Below are 14,092 nucleotides of genomic sequence, written 5' to 3' on the forward strand. Positions count from 1 at the left end.
TCATGAGTTCTCCCTCCATGCAAATGGAGACTCACAAATCGTCATTAAGTTGCATTATTTGTGACGCACTGCACTAGGAACCAAGCGTTTCGAGGAGTAACGCAGCGTCATCCGCGTCGTCCATGGCCCCACTCAGCTCGGCTGCGAAGGCGCGCGCGGCAGCGACGCGACAAGACGGGCGGCCTGAATGTTGACCGGTAACAAGCCTCCAAGCCGGATGCGCGTGAAGTCCATCAGATCTTGACGATGCGTTGCATCCGGGCGCTGTTGCGCTGAATGTTTGCCGCCACGCGCAGCGCTGGGGCTGGCGAATTCTCGACTCGCAATAAGTATTGGGCCGACGTGGCGATCGCGCCCGGTGGCGTTTTTAAATCATGCGCGAGGATGCCGGCAAACAGTTCGCGCACGCGGGCGAAGCCAGCCGAGTAGCGGGCAATTGACTCGGCTAGCGCCTGATCTACCGCCTCGTCGAACCGCACCAGTTCACTGAGGCGCGCGATCGCGTCCACAGACGGTACAGTCAGCCAGTGCCGGATCACGCTCGCCCGCAGTGCACGAAATTCGGCGACGACGTCATCAAACGAGAATCCTTGGGCGAGGCGATCATCGGCATGATTGCGTGCGATGCCGGTGATGCCCGGCGCATTGTCGGACAGCTGGCCGACGCTTCTCGCATCACGTTGCGCGTCGCTTTGCGCCTGCTGCTTTCCCGAGTGTGATAGAGCGGCAGCTCGGAGGGTGGGCATGGGCGGCGATTAACGTCAGCCCGCCGGGCACGGGCCGTAGCTTCTCTATCAATTGCACGAAGCGTTTCCGAGCGAAGAAGCCGCATTCAGCGACTCCGATAATGTGCTGCAGAAACTGCGCGTTACGCCTGCTGCAGCCCGGATTAACATAGGCAAGGCATAGCCATTGGCGTGACCGGAGAAAGCCCAAAGTACCAACATGGAGCGCGGCCGTTCACCTATTCCGGGACTGTGGAGCGTTCGATCGTTTCAGGGCGTCACTCCGCCCATCGCGGCACTGATCGTCGACGACGATGGTGCTCAGGCAGAGGCGCTCGCTGCTGCACTGGTGCTTGAGGGTTTTCGCACGACGGTCGTTGATGGGGGCTATTCGGCGTTTCAGACGCAAACTACCTTAACGCCCCATATCGTCATTTGGACATCTAAATGCCGCGTTGCGACGGCTTTGCTGTGGCTGCGGCAGACCCGATTGCCCGCCTGTCGGGTTTGAAGCGTACGTACGACGTCGAACGGCAGCGCATGACGGGTTTTCCGCAGGGCACTGGCGCAACGTTTCGATCCCGCCCGGGCGCGGCCCTTCGTGCCGTCGATCGCCGCACGGCACCCGCGACTCGCCCAACGCAGCGCCGCGGGTTGGCACCGGAATACTCAGGGGTAAGCGACTCCAGCGGGTTGAGCGCCTTGCTCGCGCGCCGAGCATCATCCGACCGTTTGTATCGCCGGCAGCGATATGGATCGGCGGAGTCGGCTGCAACAATGAAGTGGGCGGCGCCGACTGTGCGACGCCCATGATCCGCCAGCATGTCGATCGACTCGCATCAGCCCCTTTAGTTTGCCGTGCTTTCCGCGTCAGTAATGGCCCGTCTGGCCGCGCCGTTCATCGCCAAGAAATAAACCATTCCGCCCGCGACGAAGCCGATCGGCCACGCGAACGCCGCAATCGCGGAAAGCGCGGGCAGCAGCGCGATCACCACCGTCACTGCTGCGGTCGGCACGAACACGGCGAGCGCACGGGTGTTGAGCCCGTTGCGATAGAAGTATTCGCCGCGCTCGTCCGAGCGATAGAGGTCGTTGATGTTGACCACGCCGTGCCGGATCAGGAAATAGTCGGCCGCCATGATCCCAAAGAGCGGACCGAGGAACGCGCCGAGTCCGCCAAGGAAGTAATTCACAACGACGGGATTCGAATACAGGTTCCACGGCATGACTACGAGCGCGAGCACCGCGCTGATGATGCCGCCGCGCCGGAACGTGATCCGCTTCGGCCAGACGTTCGCCAGGTCATACGCCGGCGAGACGAAATTCAGGACCACGTTGACCCCGATCGTCGCCACGATGAACATGAGCGCGCCGACTACCAGCACAAACGTGTTGGGCACCTTTGCGAGGATCAGGGCCGGATCGGTGATGGCCTTGCCGAACACCACCACGGTGCCGATCGTCATCGTGATGCTGATTGCCGCGAAGGCTGCAAAATTGATCGGAATGCCCCAGAAATTGCCGACGATCACCGCGCGCTCCGACTTGGCGAAGCGCGTGAAATCGCAGTAGTTGAGCAACATGGTCGCGTAGGTCGAAACCAGCAGGAACGCGCCCGTCAGCACGCCCTGAAGCGCATCGCTGCTTGACAAGGGGTGCACTGACAGGCTCATCGGGATATGCCAGTCAGCCATCGCGAAGAGCCATAGGGCCATCACGAGCATCACGATCCAGACGATCGGGCCGGCCCAGTCCTGGAACTTGCGCACCGCCTCCATGCCGCGCGTGATGACGATCAGTTGCATGACCCACAGAAACACGAAGCAGACCCAGCCGAGATAGGACAGCCCGAGCAGGCTCTGATCCTGCCAGTGCTGCAATCCCGGATTTATGCGCAACAGCAGCACGACCACCGCCGTCGATGCCAGATAGGTTTGAATGCCGTACCAGCAGATCGCAATCACCGCGCGAATCAGCGCCGGCACATTGGCGCCCCAGATGCCGAAGCTGATGCGGGCCATCACGGGAAATGGAATGCCTGTCTGCTGGCCCATGCGTCCGGCCCAGTTCATGCCGAAGAAAAGAATCGCGGTGCCGATCAGAATGGCCGCGAGCACTTGCCATCCGGTCAGTCCAAGCACGAACAGCCCGGCGACGAACGTGTAGGTGCCGATGTTATGAATGGCCGACATCCACACGGCGAAGAAACTGTACGCAGTCCATTTGCGCTCGATGGCGGGCGCCAGGTCTTCGTTGTACAGCCGTCCAGTAGGGTCCAGTTCGGCAAGATGCTGGTGCTGTCTTTCCACGATGACGTCTCCTCTTCATGAACCGGTGTGCGCTGTTCGATCAGCGAAACGACCGGCACTGCTTGTATGGGAACACCACAACGATGATCAGTTGCGCCCGCCGTCGGGCGCGAGCGTGGGCTTGCCGCAGCGTAGAAACCGGCCGAGGCCCGCGCGCGGATGGAACTGTCCGTCCCATACGACTGCGCCTCCGATGAGCGTCAGCGCAGGCCAGGCCTTCAGTGTCTGCCCTTCGTACGGCGTGTAGTCGACGGCATGGTGGAGATCGGCATTGCGCAGCACGAGCTCGCGCTCGTTCCAGATGACGAGATCGGCATCGCTGCCTATCGCGATGCTGCCCTTGCGCGGATGTAGGCCATACGCCTTCGCAGGATTGGTGGCCGTCAATTCGACGAAGCGGTTGAGCGTCATCCGGCCTGCCAGCACGCCTTCAGAATAGAGCAGCGGCATGCGCGTCTCCACGCCGGGTATGCCGTTCGGGATGTGCCGGAATGAGACTTCCTCTCCATCGGGCTTCTTGCCCTCGGGGGCGTCGTAGCGAAACGGCGCGTGGTCCGAGCTGAACAGCGTGAAGAGCCCGTCGTTCAGGCCGTCCCAGATGATTTCCTGATTCGCCTTGTCGCGCGGCGGCGGGCTGCACACGCATTTCGCGCCCTGATAGCTGTCGTCGATGCCAAGATCGGCGGCTGTCAGAAAGAGGTATTGCGGGCACGTCTCGGCATAGACCTTGAGACCATGCGCGCGCGCCCACCGAATCTGCTCGACGGCTTCGCGACCCGAGACGTGCACGATCAGCACGGGCACGTCTACCAGCTCGGCTAGCGATATGGCGCGATGCGTGGCCTCTCGTTCCACGAGCATCGGACGCGAGTGCGCATGAAAGCGCGGCGCGGTGCGGCCAGCGGCCTCGAGGCGCTTCGTCAGCCACTCGATGCAGTCGGCGTTCTCGGCATGCACCATAGCCATCGCGCCGTGTTCGCGAGCTACCTCGAGCACATCCAGTATCTGGCCATCGTCGAGCTTCAGGTCCTCATAGGTCATGTAGATCTTGAAGGAAGTGTAGCCATCGCGGATGAGCGCGGGCAATTCCTCCTTCAGCACGGCGGGCGTCGGATCGCTGACAATCAGATGGAACGCGTAGTCGACATGCGCACGGCCCTCAGCGCGATGATGGTAGTCCGCGACCGCTGCTTTCAGCGATTGGCCCTTCATCTGCGCCGCGAAAGGAATGACCGTGGTCGTCCCGCCGCATGCAGCCGCACGCGTGCCCGTGTCGAAGTCGTCGGCCATGCGCAGCGGCGGCGCCATCGGCTGATCGAAGTGGCAATGCGCATCGACGCCGCCGGGTGTTACGACGCGCCCTGCCGCATCAATTTCGCGCACGCCTTTCGGCAGGTCCACGCCCAGTTGAACGATTCTTCCGCCTGCAACGCCGATGTCTGCGTCGAAGGTGTCGCTAGCCGTCGCGACGCGGGCGCGCCGAACGACCAAGTCCAGTCCCGGATCTGTCATCTGAAAATTTCCTCTTACGAGATTCAATCGTCAAACACTGCGCAGCGTGTAGATTTACATGTCAACATCATAGTCAACAACGTTGACGACGTAATTGGTGTTTACATTGATGTCGACAAAACTGACGCGCGCCGCTATCCTGTGGATATGCCTTTGAATAGGAGACCACCGCAGTGTCTGCAATCGACGAGTTCGCTTCGATCCAGCCGAAAACGACCATCGGCCGCAAGCGCAAGGACGTCGCGCCCGTCAGCGCGCCGCGTGAACTGGGCCAGGAAGCGATCTACGAACGCATCTACACAGCAATCCTTGAGCACCGGCTGCACCCCGGCACGAAACTCGCGGAGGAGCGGCTCGCCGAGATTTTCGGCGCGAGCCGTGGGCGTATCCGCGAAGTGCTCGCCCGGCTCGCACATGAGCAGATCGTGGAGCTGATTCCTCAGAAAGGGGCGTACGTTGCGAGGCCGTCGATTCGGCAGGCGCTCGATGTTTTCGAGGCGCGCAGGCTGATCGAGCCCGCCGTCATGCGCCGGCTCGTGGAAAACTTGACTGAGGACAAGCTGGCGCGGCTGCGCCGGCATCAGAAGCTTGAAATCGATGCGCGCCATCGCGAAGACAAGCGGGCCGTGATCCGGCTGTCAGGCGAGTTTCATTCGCTGGCCGCCGAGCTCGCGGGTAATTCGGCACTCGCCCGCGCCATGCGCGAGCTTTCCGTGCTGACCTGCCTCATGATCTTTCTCTACGACGCGCCCACGGCAACCTGCTGCCGCGCAGACGAACATTCGCGAATCATTGATGCCATCGCTGAGCGCAATCAAACGCAGGCCGAGCGGCTGATGCTTGAGCATTTGGATCACATTCAAAAGAACATGAAGCTCGACTCCGTCGAGGAGCAGGACGATCTCGAAGAGATCTTCAGGAACTGATCCGCTAACGTCGACGGGTTTGACGGGCGTCCCGCCGAAGCGCTCGTCCGTGCCTGGTCGGCACGCGCTCACGAAGTCGTCAATGGGCGCATAAAGCCGGCGGTGACTGGTTCCGAGCAAAAAATGCCGTTCCATGCTAGATCGGAGCGAGAAGCCCAAATCAGTCACCCCCTGCTAAAAGGCGTGTTCACGATCTTGCCGGTATCCGGATCCATCCAATAAACCTCCATTACGTTCTTTGCGATATCCACACCCACGATCGTATGTGTCGTCATTGGTCGGCATATTGGTTCACGTTCGAGTACCGTGCTTACATTACCGGTACAAGGAACTCTAAGATAAACTAAATTAAGTGAGATATATTACTAAGGACTACAAAATGGTTAGGGCGGTTCTCGCTACTTTGCACGACGCGTTCTTCGACTAGCAGCCCGTTGACCCAGCCTCGCCTTGCTTGAAACTCAGTTCTATCTCGGCAGATTGCCGATGTGAAACGGACGCGGCGAGGTTAATCAACTTGTATGAAGCATACTTCATTGCCAGATTTTTGGCAGTGGTCGATGAGTTTGACGTTAGTTCGGCGTGCAACAAGCCACGGAATACCCGCGTAGCCCAATATCGAACGTTTCACTCGGTACTCGTATTGATCGGGTCCGACGCGTTTGAAGAGAACGGCGTCCGCCGCGTGCAGCTGCGCATATGTCTCATCGACTAAGCCGGCCACCGCTGCCCGATGCATAGAGAGCGAGCCATCAAAAGGTTGCGCGAATACCCCTGCCCGTCGGGCGCAGACGGGGGAGGCAAGGTGCAAGGGCTGGACGGGCGGAGGGGGATCACCCACCCCGCAGGGGCGGCGGCAAGGCCGTCTTGCAGCTTGCGAAAGATGGGGAGACCGCCCGGCTAAGGCGAAGCCATTTCCCTTGCAGCGCGCCAGGGGCGGAGCCCCTTAGCACGTTCATCTGGCTTGCGTGTTGGACTTTGCGAAAGGGATCGTCACCGAATGGCCGGGACGTCAGGCCCGGTGAGCGAAAGCGAATAGAGCCCGGTCCGGCCGCGGCCGGATTCGCCCAAGGATTTTTCCGTTGTTGGTAGGGTGAGCGACCGGCCGCAGTCGATCTCACAAAGGGGCACTCATCGCGGCGCGCGACACGCCAGGATGTAACCGACGTACGAGGACACGATGGGCTTGACCAGTCGGCCCTAAATACCCGCCGCCTGGACAGGCGCCAGGTGATCGATAAGCGCGAGCAAGCATCGCAGCGAATTGCCCTTTCGGCAGAACGCATCGATCTGCGCTTCCTTGCCGCGCTCCATCACCTCCGCTTCGGCCAGCGAGCTGTACGCGATAATCGGGGTCGCCGAAAACCGACCGGATTCGCGCATGGCCGCGGCGACGGCAAAGCCGTCACAAAGCGGCATTTCGATGTCGAGGATGACGATATGAGGCGTTAACGCCGGAGGTGTTAGGAACGCCGAATAGCCGCCATCGACGACGGCCGGGCGAAAGCCTTCGAATGCGAGCGCAGCAGAGAGCGCCTCCGCGACAGCACGATCGTCATCAACGATCAGCACCGCGATAGGCGGAGTCACGCTCTGGAACGCGCGGCTGCTCCAGAGTCCTGAGACTGGCAAGGAATCGTGCTGCATGTTCGAAAAAAAATGGTTTTCCTCAAATCAGCAACGGTTGTGCCGTAGCTTTGTCGATTCCTCCGCAGCAGATTGAATTTGAATTTTTGCAAGACTTTTCTGGCGTCGCCGAGCGCAGCCTCCTCGCTCGGAAACGCTTCCAGGGATTGGTGCAGAATCTGCGGCGCCGCGCCGTCGGTGCTCGGCACGATGGCCGCCCACACCCAGCCTCCCGTTTGACGCTCAACCCTGATTTCCGGAACATCTGACATCGTTGTTGGCCTCCGTTTTTTACTTTGATGCACTCCCCGGAGTAATTACCGTCGTGGTCATCTTTATGCTCACGCGCGCCTTGTTGAGCTTGATCGACAACATATTCCGAGCCGCGGGATCCGGGCGGATTTCACTCCCCGGGATACATCCGGATACCACGGACGCGACACGTCGCGTCATCGCGGTTATCGTGTGGGCGGTGGCCATTACATTCGCCTATCCATATTTTCCGGGCTCGCAAAGCGACGTTTTCAAAGGCTTAAGCGTACTCCTGGGGTTGATGCTCTCGTTAGGATCTGCTGGCATCGTGAACCAGTTAATGAGTGGCCTAGTCGTGACTTATAGCCGTGCACTTCGAAAGGGCGATCTTGTCACGGTGGGTGGCACAACCGGTGTTGTTATCGGCGTCAACTCGCTGTCTGTTAAGCTGACCAATCTGCGCCATGAGGAAGTAACCATTCCGAACGCATTAGTGGTCAGTTCGATCGTGCGAAATTATTCGAGCCTCGCGAATCAACACGGCGCCCTGCTCTCGACGTCCGTCACAATTGGCTACGATACGCCTTGGCGTCAGGTCCATGCGATGCTTATCTTGGCGGCAAAGCGCACATCGCACATACTGGATGAACCGGCAGCATTCGTGTTGCAACGGGCGCTGTCGGACTTCTATGTTGAATACGAGCTCTACGCTGCGATCGACAGCCCACTACTCCGCCCCGTGGTCTTGAGCGAATTACACGGGCATGTACTCGATGTTTTCAACGAATATGACGTCCAGATTATGTCGCCACATTTTATGGCGCAACCCGCATCCAACATCGTTGTGCCCCCGGAACATTGGTATTCCACGCCGTCGTCGAAGCCGGCAGACTCAGGTGGGCAGGGCGTCGCATCGAACGATTCACGACGCGAGAGTTGAAAGCCGGCCATAGTGCAGGGCACATTCGGAAACGGTTTTGATATGGAGGAGAGATTTCGCATCACAATTCTCTCACCGGCGAGACGATCACAGAGACCGTTTAAGGACGCGATGAGAGCGGCCACTTGGCTCGTTCAGAATGCGGCGACATGTCGTCAACTGATTCTCAGCAGTCGCATTTTAATGACCAACGGGGGTCGAGCCGTCGCAACTCCCCGTGAGCCGGCAACACCGGCTGCAACGTGTATGTGGGATCTACCAGCAGATGGAAAACCGCCGGTCGGCGCCGTCCCAGATCTGATTGATTCAGTGAAGGATCCTGCCTACACGGGCCTGTACTCGCGGTCGTCGGAGTTGTGACGCAGACCGACGCGTGCCACATTTACGCTATCAGACAGATCGCCGACAGATCAGCATCTGTTTGCTTGGACAGGAAGTACGATGCGCCTGCACCTATATCCTGAACGAATGCGCGGAAAGGAAGCCGCGATTAACGCGTTGAGATAGGCGACACCCGCCGAGAACGGATCGCGAGTATAACCGGCACCAACCGACAGATCTGGTCGCGGGTCACGTCGTGTGCGATGCCGCCGAGACTGTCCGTTTCGCCGAACTAAAGCCTACGTAATTGGCGCTCCTGAACTTCACTGCGTTGTTGCTGCGGAAGCTGTAGTTGAAGTTGTCTGGGTCGCCGGGATGCGCGGAGATGGAGCCGCTTCACTGGTTGCTCTTTGAGTACTCGCTCACAAAGTCGATGAGCGAGTCATACTGCCGGCCGAAAGTCACAACATAGGGATTCGATAACCCGACATAGGCTTGCCGGGCCCATCGTTGGGCACGTCAAACCCGTTCTCGAGCCGGAAGGGTGATGGCAAACAGGCGCCCGGCATTAGCGTTCGACTGATAGTTGAAACCCGGATCAATAATTCCGTAGATCATGACGCTGTTTTTACCTTAGGCAGCAGCAGCGAAGCGCTCAACGCAGCGATTCCGCAAACCGAGTCAGATGCTTTTTAAGCTACTGTTTTGCGGAGTTCGGCTTTTTCACAGCGTGGGCAAGACTTCGCCACCGGAGAGCCGGAATCGGTGTCTCATGCGGATGTTCCGGTGATGGTTTAGTGGGAGCGTTAAGGTTTCAAACCTCTGGCCAGCGATGCTGCTTCAGGCGTGGTTTTCCTTCTCGGCTTGTTGTGCCGCCCGAACGCGACGACGGTGCAGATGTTGGCCATGCGGTCGCGCACGCCGCTCGACATGAAGATGATCGAAGATACGAGAAGCGCAATCGATCTCGGCACCACATTCGCGCAGCAATTCCTGTCCTTTGCGCGACAACAGCCGCTAACGGCCGAAATACACGACCTAGCCGCGCTGATCCGTGACTTCGAACCAATGCTCGTGCGTGCCGGCACGCGCGCCTCTCCGAGCGAAGTCAGGTAAATCGCATCAGCCAGCCTTCCTCGGTCGATGCAGCCCGCTTCGAAGCGGCGCCGCTCAATCTCATGGTGAGTGCACTCGACGCTATGCCCGATGGTGGTTCCGTGAGGGTCGCGAGCGAAGTCGTCGAATCACTAAAGGACCTGACTGCGGTGTTGCCTGCCGCCCCATGCCATCAAATCTCTACCTGCGCGCCCAGTTCGATAACTCGATTCGGTGGAATCTTAAAGTAATCCGCCGCATCACGGGCGTTGCGGGACATCGTGGCATATAAGGCCTCTCGCCATAGCGCCATGCCGGCTTTCGGCGTAGCAAGTATCGTTTGGCGGGCGATAAAGAACGATGTTTGCATCGGGTCAATGGTAAGTCCAGCATGTCGGCCTTTCTGCAATGCGCCCGGTATATCACGCTCATCCGAGAATCCATAATAAACGTTGACTTGATAACAGTTGTGTCCTAGCGGGGCTACTTTGATGCGTTCGCTATCCGGTATTCTGGGGATGTCGGTGGAATACACGGTCAAAAATATCGTTCGCTCGTGCAGCACCTGGTTATGCAGTAGGTTATGCAATAACGCATGCGGTACACCGTCACCTTCAGCACGAAAAAAGACTGCCGTACCAGGTACGCGTAGCGGTGGATTGATGAATAACGACCGGAGGAAGTCGTCGAGCGGGATGAGTTGGCGTTGAAGGCTTTGGAAAACCAGTTCGCGCCCCCTTCGCCACGTGAGCATAAGCATGACCATCAGCGCACTGATCGTCAGCGTGAACCACCCGCCGCTGATAATTTTCAGACTCGTGGAAGAGAAGAGAGCAACGTCAATCACTAAAAAGAATCCGGTCGCTGCCACAGACAGCGCCAGCGGAAATTTCCAGCCGAAACGAACGACAAAGAAGGTCAGCAACGTCGTTGTCAACATCGTGGCGGTTGCCGCAATGCCGTAGGCCGAAGCCAGATTGGATGACGAGCCGAATCCCACGACGGCCAACACCACAGCTGCGAGTTGTAGCCAGTTGACGAGCGGGATGTAGATTTGCCCCTTATGACTCTCAGATGTTTGGCGAATCCGCATACGGGGCAGGAAACCCAGCGCAATAGCTTGCTGAGTGACTGAAAATGCGCCCGAGATTGTCGCTTGCGATGCGATAACGGTCGCCATTGTCGAAAGCACGACGAGCGGATAGACGCTCCAAGGGCCGAGTTGCAGAAAAAAGGGATTTGAAACCGCTGCCGGATTGGATAACAACAAGGCGCCTTGCCCGAGGTAGTTGAGTGCCAGCGCGGGAGCGACGATAGAGAACCAGGCCAGGCGAACTGTCTTCTTCCCAAAATGGCCCATATCAGCATAGAGCGCTTCGGCCCCGGTGAGCGACAGGACGACTGCACCGAGCGCCACGAAGGCGAACCACCCGTTGTGAATGAGAAAGCCCAGTGCGTGGAGCGGATTGAAAGCAATCAGAACGACCGGGTTGCTGGCGATATTAACGACGCCCATTGCAGCCAGCGTCACGAACCAGACCAAAACAATCGGGCCGAACCATTCTCCGATGCCAGCAGTACCCCTGCGCTGCACCAGATACAGGACAACCAGAACGGCCAAAGTTATGGGGATAACATACGGCTTGAGAGCAGGCGTGGCAACTTCCAACCCTTCAATGGCTGACAAGACTGAGATAGCCGGAGTAATCACGCCGTCGCCAAAAAACAGACCGGCGCCAACCATACCAAGCAGCATCACCGGATAGTACCAACGAGATCTCTGAGTGACCGAAGATAGGGCCAACGCGGTCATCGCCATGATTCCGCCTTCTCCTCGATTGTCCGCCCGCAGGACAAGAGTTACGTACTTGAGTGAAATCACGATTATCAGGCCCCACAGAATCAGCGAGACCACCCCCAACACGTTGATGTGGGTAGGTGAAAGGCCGTGATGCTTCGCGAACACCTCTTTCATGGTGTAGAGCGGACTGGTTCCAATGTCGCCATAGACAATCCCGATGGCAGCCAGCGTCAGAGCCGCAATGCTACTGTTGGGGAAGTCTTTGGTCACGACGATGCCTCATTGTGTGAGTCTTTAAGCATGTGGCGACAGCGCAAGTTGCTGATGCTTGAACCCGCGTCCTCGAAACAGCGCTTCATCGTCAGCAGCCTGATTGAGAATGAGGATACATCTCCTCTGGCGCCACCGCTCGTGGCTCTTGACAAAAACCGCCCGTGCGCAATTGACCGACGGATTGAAGCGGGGCACTGTTATGAGATTACCGCAATCGACGCGATCGATGCCTATGATGCCCTGGTTGCAGCGGCGGCGGCTAGCGAGACTCCTAGATCCGACGTCAACGGTCTTATGAGACCACTGATGCGGCATAGCAGTTCGTTCATCGGGAAGGCGTTAGATACGCGTCTGCAATTGGGCCGGCGAGAGCGAAGCGCCTTGCTCCAGGCTTGAAATGGCTCTGCGTCTCCTGGCTTGAACGCGGGAAGCATTTTCACGGCGTCGATACCTCCCAACACGACGACCTTCGTGTTTGAACGGGTTGGCTCCGAACGCGCGTGAGAAATTCGGATACGAGTTAGGTCGATCGAGGTCTTTGTCAGGCGCGGGAAGGTATGCGCTGGAACTTGGTTCAACGGACACCGCTACCAGTGCAGTAGGCGCGAGCCTAGTATCGCCCCAGCAATGGTGGGAATCATCATCCCAAGCAAATACCAAACGCCCCAGAAAGGTACGCCCATCTCTGGGCAGTGAAGGCAATAGGCAAGGGTCGCGGTCGATCCAGCCAGCAAGCCGCCTGCTGCGCCTGTCAACGTCAGCCTCGTCGGCGAGAGCCCCTTCAACGCCCAGAAAACGCCAACAAAACCTGGGATCGATAGGATCGTGATATTGAACGGACAAACGCGCCAAGTCTTGCCTAGCACGATCGCGAGCCGCTCATCGGGTTGCGCGCTGGCGAGCACATAGAGCGCGCCAAGCCAGACAATCGCCACCGGTACCCCAATCGCCAACCAACTACCACGCACCGTGATGCCGGGTCTCGCGAGCCGCACCGTCATGCGCAGGGAGGCCAACATCAGCGCAAGCGGCAGCGCGATCTTCGCCCAGAATATGGGCGTGTGCGCGACCTGCGCGAGATCGTGGCGCACCCCGAGGATCGTCGCAACCAGTAGGGTTGCGCCCGCTGCTCCGGCGAGCACCGCGATGCAGAACCGTTTGGCGAGCATGCGCCGATCTACCGGCGTCACGCCCGTAGCGAGCATCGAAATCAGGTCATCGGTTTTCATCGTGTTCCTCGAATCTTTGCAGCGAGCGCTTTCAGTCCACGATGCACCCCGATCTTGACCGCCGATTCCGAGAGCCCCGTCATCCGTGCGGTCTCAGAGATCGACCGGCCTTCCAGTTTCACGTGCACGATTGGCATGCGCTGGCGCTCCGGCAACTTATCGAGGAGCTTGCCCAAGTCTCGTTTGGCCTGCGCAGGCTCAAGGTCGGGCGCGGCGAAGAGCTCGGCGGCGTCGTCGAGAGGGTCGTTCAGGGCGTCGTGCCGCGAGCCCGCCCGAAAGTAGTCCGTCAGCTTGTAACGTGCAATCGCGTGAACCCACGCAGTCAAGGGTTCCTCCCGCCGGTATGTCTCCCGCCCGTTATGCACGGCGAGCAGGACTTCCTGGACCAGATCTTCAATGTCACCCGGCTGGGCGTTCAGCCTGCGCCGTAGAAACCCGCGAAGATGCGGGCACAATTCCATCAGAAATTGTCGGTACGCCGCCTCGTCGCCGTCCAGGCCGCTCAGAAAGAGCGCCTGAAGATGCGTCTCCTTTGCCCGCGCGCCAGTGTTACTCGTAGTTCGATCCATCGATCACTCTGGTTACAGGAAGCGCAAGTTTATTTTTTCGAATTCTACGCACTCGCGGGCGAGCGTTCACGCTCCCGGCTTCCCCGAAGCCGCCCGCACAAAAATTTTCTTACCTGCTGTAACCGGATCAACGCGCGCGACGAACTACCTTCCAGATGCGCGAAAGGCGACGCATCGGCCGGTTCGGCGCAGTTGGCCTGAATCGGGCCAAACCTATTCACCGCAACACATTCAAGGAGTTGATATGAAACGCATTGCAATTGCAGCATTGGCCGTATCGCTGTTCGTCAGCGGTGGTTCGGCGTTCGCTCAGACGAGCGGCGCGATGTCAAACGACTCGATGTCGAAGGACGCGATGTCGCACGATTCGATGAGCAAGGATTCGATGAGCAAGGATTCGATGGGGAAGAACTCGACGAGCAAGAAGATGAAGCATGACAAGATGCAGAAGGGCGCCGGCGGATCGGCAATGCAGCACGATAGCGAGAACGGCGTGAGCAAGTAAACGCCCGCA

At 58.9% G+C, this 14,092-nt stretch carries 12 protein-coding genes; 4 read left to right on the forward strand and 8 right to left on the reverse strand.

What is annotated here, in order from left to right:
* Positions 1 to 233: 233 nt before the first annotated feature.
* The 3 genes from AWB67_RS28805 to hydA form a co-directional block, all read right to left on the reverse strand.
* The gene (locus tag AWB67_RS28805; protein WP_087659596.1) at positions 234 to 746 is read right to left on the reverse strand and encodes a hypothetical protein; all 513 of its coding nucleotides are present in this window, start codon (positions 744 to 746) and stop codon (positions 234 to 236) included.
* Positions 747 to 1,573: 827 nt separating this feature from the next.
* Entirely contained in the window at positions 1,574 to 3,034 is a 1,461-nt protein-coding gene (locus AWB67_RS28810; protein WP_200822332.1) for an NCS1 family nucleobase:cation symporter-1, read from the reverse strand.
* Between the two features lie 87 nt (positions 3,035 to 3,121).
* Positions 3,122 to 4,546: a dihydropyrimidinase gene (hydA, locus tag AWB67_RS28815; protein WP_087659597.1), complete on the reverse strand. Its 1,425-nt coding sequence runs from the start codon at positions 4,544 to 4,546 to the stop codon at positions 3,122 to 3,124.
* Between the two features lie 281 nt (positions 4,547 to 4,827).
* On the opposite strand from hydA, the gene AWB67_RS28820 reads away from it, so the two are divergent.
* Entirely contained in the window at positions 4,828 to 5,472 is a 645-nt protein-coding gene (locus tag AWB67_RS28820) for a GntR family transcriptional regulator (protein WP_087659619.1), read from the forward strand.
* 1,200 nt (positions 5,473 to 6,672) lie between these two features.
* Here AWB67_RS28820 and AWB67_RS28825 read toward each other — a convergent pair.
* Entirely contained in the window at positions 6,673 to 7,044 is a 372-nt protein-coding gene (locus tag AWB67_RS28825) for a response regulator (protein ID WP_159964967.1), read from the reverse strand.
* Between the two features lie 14 nt (positions 7,045 to 7,058).
* A complete protein-coding gene (locus tag AWB67_RS40960; RefSeq protein ID WP_159964969.1) occupies positions 7,059 to 7,370 on the reverse strand; it encodes a hypothetical protein in 312 nt (103 codons plus the stop codon).
* Positions 7,371 to 7,423: 53 nt separating this feature from the next.
* On the opposite strand from AWB67_RS40960, the gene AWB67_RS28830 reads away from it, so the two are divergent.
* Positions 7,424 to 8,290, forward strand: a complete 867-nt coding sequence (locus tag AWB67_RS28830; protein ID WP_235025376.1) for a mechanosensitive ion channel family protein — start codon at positions 7,424 to 7,426, stop codon at positions 8,288 to 8,290.
* A 1,251-nt stretch (positions 8,291 to 9,541) separates the two neighbouring features.
* Positions 9,542 to 9,727 (forward strand): hypothetical protein, encoded by a 186-nt coding sequence (locus tag AWB67_RS28835; protein WP_125477714.1) that lies wholly within the window; start codon positions 9,542 to 9,544, stop codon positions 9,725 to 9,727.
* Positions 9,728 to 9,899: 172 nt separating this feature from the next.
* On the opposite strand, the gene AWB67_RS28840 is transcribed toward AWB67_RS28835, so the two are convergent.
* From AWB67_RS28840 to AWB67_RS28855, 3 genes are all read right to left on the reverse strand, one after another.
* Complete coding sequence (locus AWB67_RS28840) at positions 9,900 to 11,777, reverse strand: potassium transporter Kup (protein WP_087659600.1); 1,878 nt, start codon at positions 11,775 to 11,777, stop codon at positions 9,900 to 9,902.
* Between the two features lie 590 nt (positions 11,778 to 12,367).
* Entirely contained in the window at positions 12,368 to 13,009 is a 642-nt protein-coding gene (locus AWB67_RS28850; protein ID WP_087659602.1) for a DUF1109 domain-containing protein, read from the reverse strand.
* Positions 13,006 to 13,578 (reverse strand): sigma-70 family RNA polymerase sigma factor, encoded by a 573-nt coding sequence (locus AWB67_RS28855; RefSeq protein ID WP_087659603.1) that lies wholly within the window; start codon positions 13,576 to 13,578, stop codon positions 13,006 to 13,008. Before AWB67_RS28855 ends, AWB67_RS28850 begins: the two co-directional genes overlap by 4 nt.
* A gap of 244 nt (positions 13,579 to 13,822) precedes the next feature.
* Between AWB67_RS28855 and AWB67_RS28860 the strand changes: the two genes are divergently transcribed.
* Positions 13,823 to 14,083: a pentapeptide MXKDX repeat protein gene (locus tag AWB67_RS28860; RefSeq protein WP_087659604.1), complete on the forward strand. Its 261-nt coding sequence runs from the start codon at positions 13,823 to 13,825 to the stop codon at positions 14,081 to 14,083.
* Positions 14,084 to 14,092 lie beyond the last annotated feature (9 nt).

Source organism: Caballeronia terrestris, assembly GCF_001544515.1.
GTDB lineage: Bacteria > Pseudomonadota > Gammaproteobacteria > Burkholderiales > Burkholderiaceae > Caballeronia > Caballeronia terrestris.

Excerpts from the sequence above, each read along its gene's own strand:
- AWB67_RS28805 (WP_087659596.1), bottom strand. The coding sequence starts at position 746 with ATGCCCACCCTCCGAGCTGCCGCTCTATCACACTCGGGAAAGCAGCAG.
- hydA (WP_087659597.1), bottom strand. The coding sequence starts at position 4,546 with ATGACAGATCCGGGACTGGACTTGGTCGTTCGGCGCGCCCGCGTCGCG.
- AWB67_RS40960 (WP_159964969.1), bottom strand. The coding sequence starts at position 7,370 with ATGTCAGATGTTCCGGAAATCAGGGTTGAGCGTCAAACGGGAGGCTGG.
- AWB67_RS28835 (WP_125477714.1), top strand. The coding sequence starts at position 9,542 with ATGAAGATGATCGAAGATACGAGAAGCGCAATCGATCTCGGCACCACA.
- AWB67_RS28850 (WP_087659602.1), bottom strand. The coding sequence starts at position 13,009 with ATGAAAACCGATGACCTGATTTCGATGCTCGCTACGGGCGTGACGCCG.
- AWB67_RS28855 (WP_087659603.1), bottom strand. The coding sequence starts at position 13,578 with ATGGATCGAACTACGAGTAACACTGGCGCGCGGGCAAAGGAGACGCAT.
- AWB67_RS28860 (WP_087659604.1), top strand. The coding sequence starts at position 13,823 with ATGAAACGCATTGCAATTGCAGCATTGGCCGTATCGCTGTTCGTCAGC.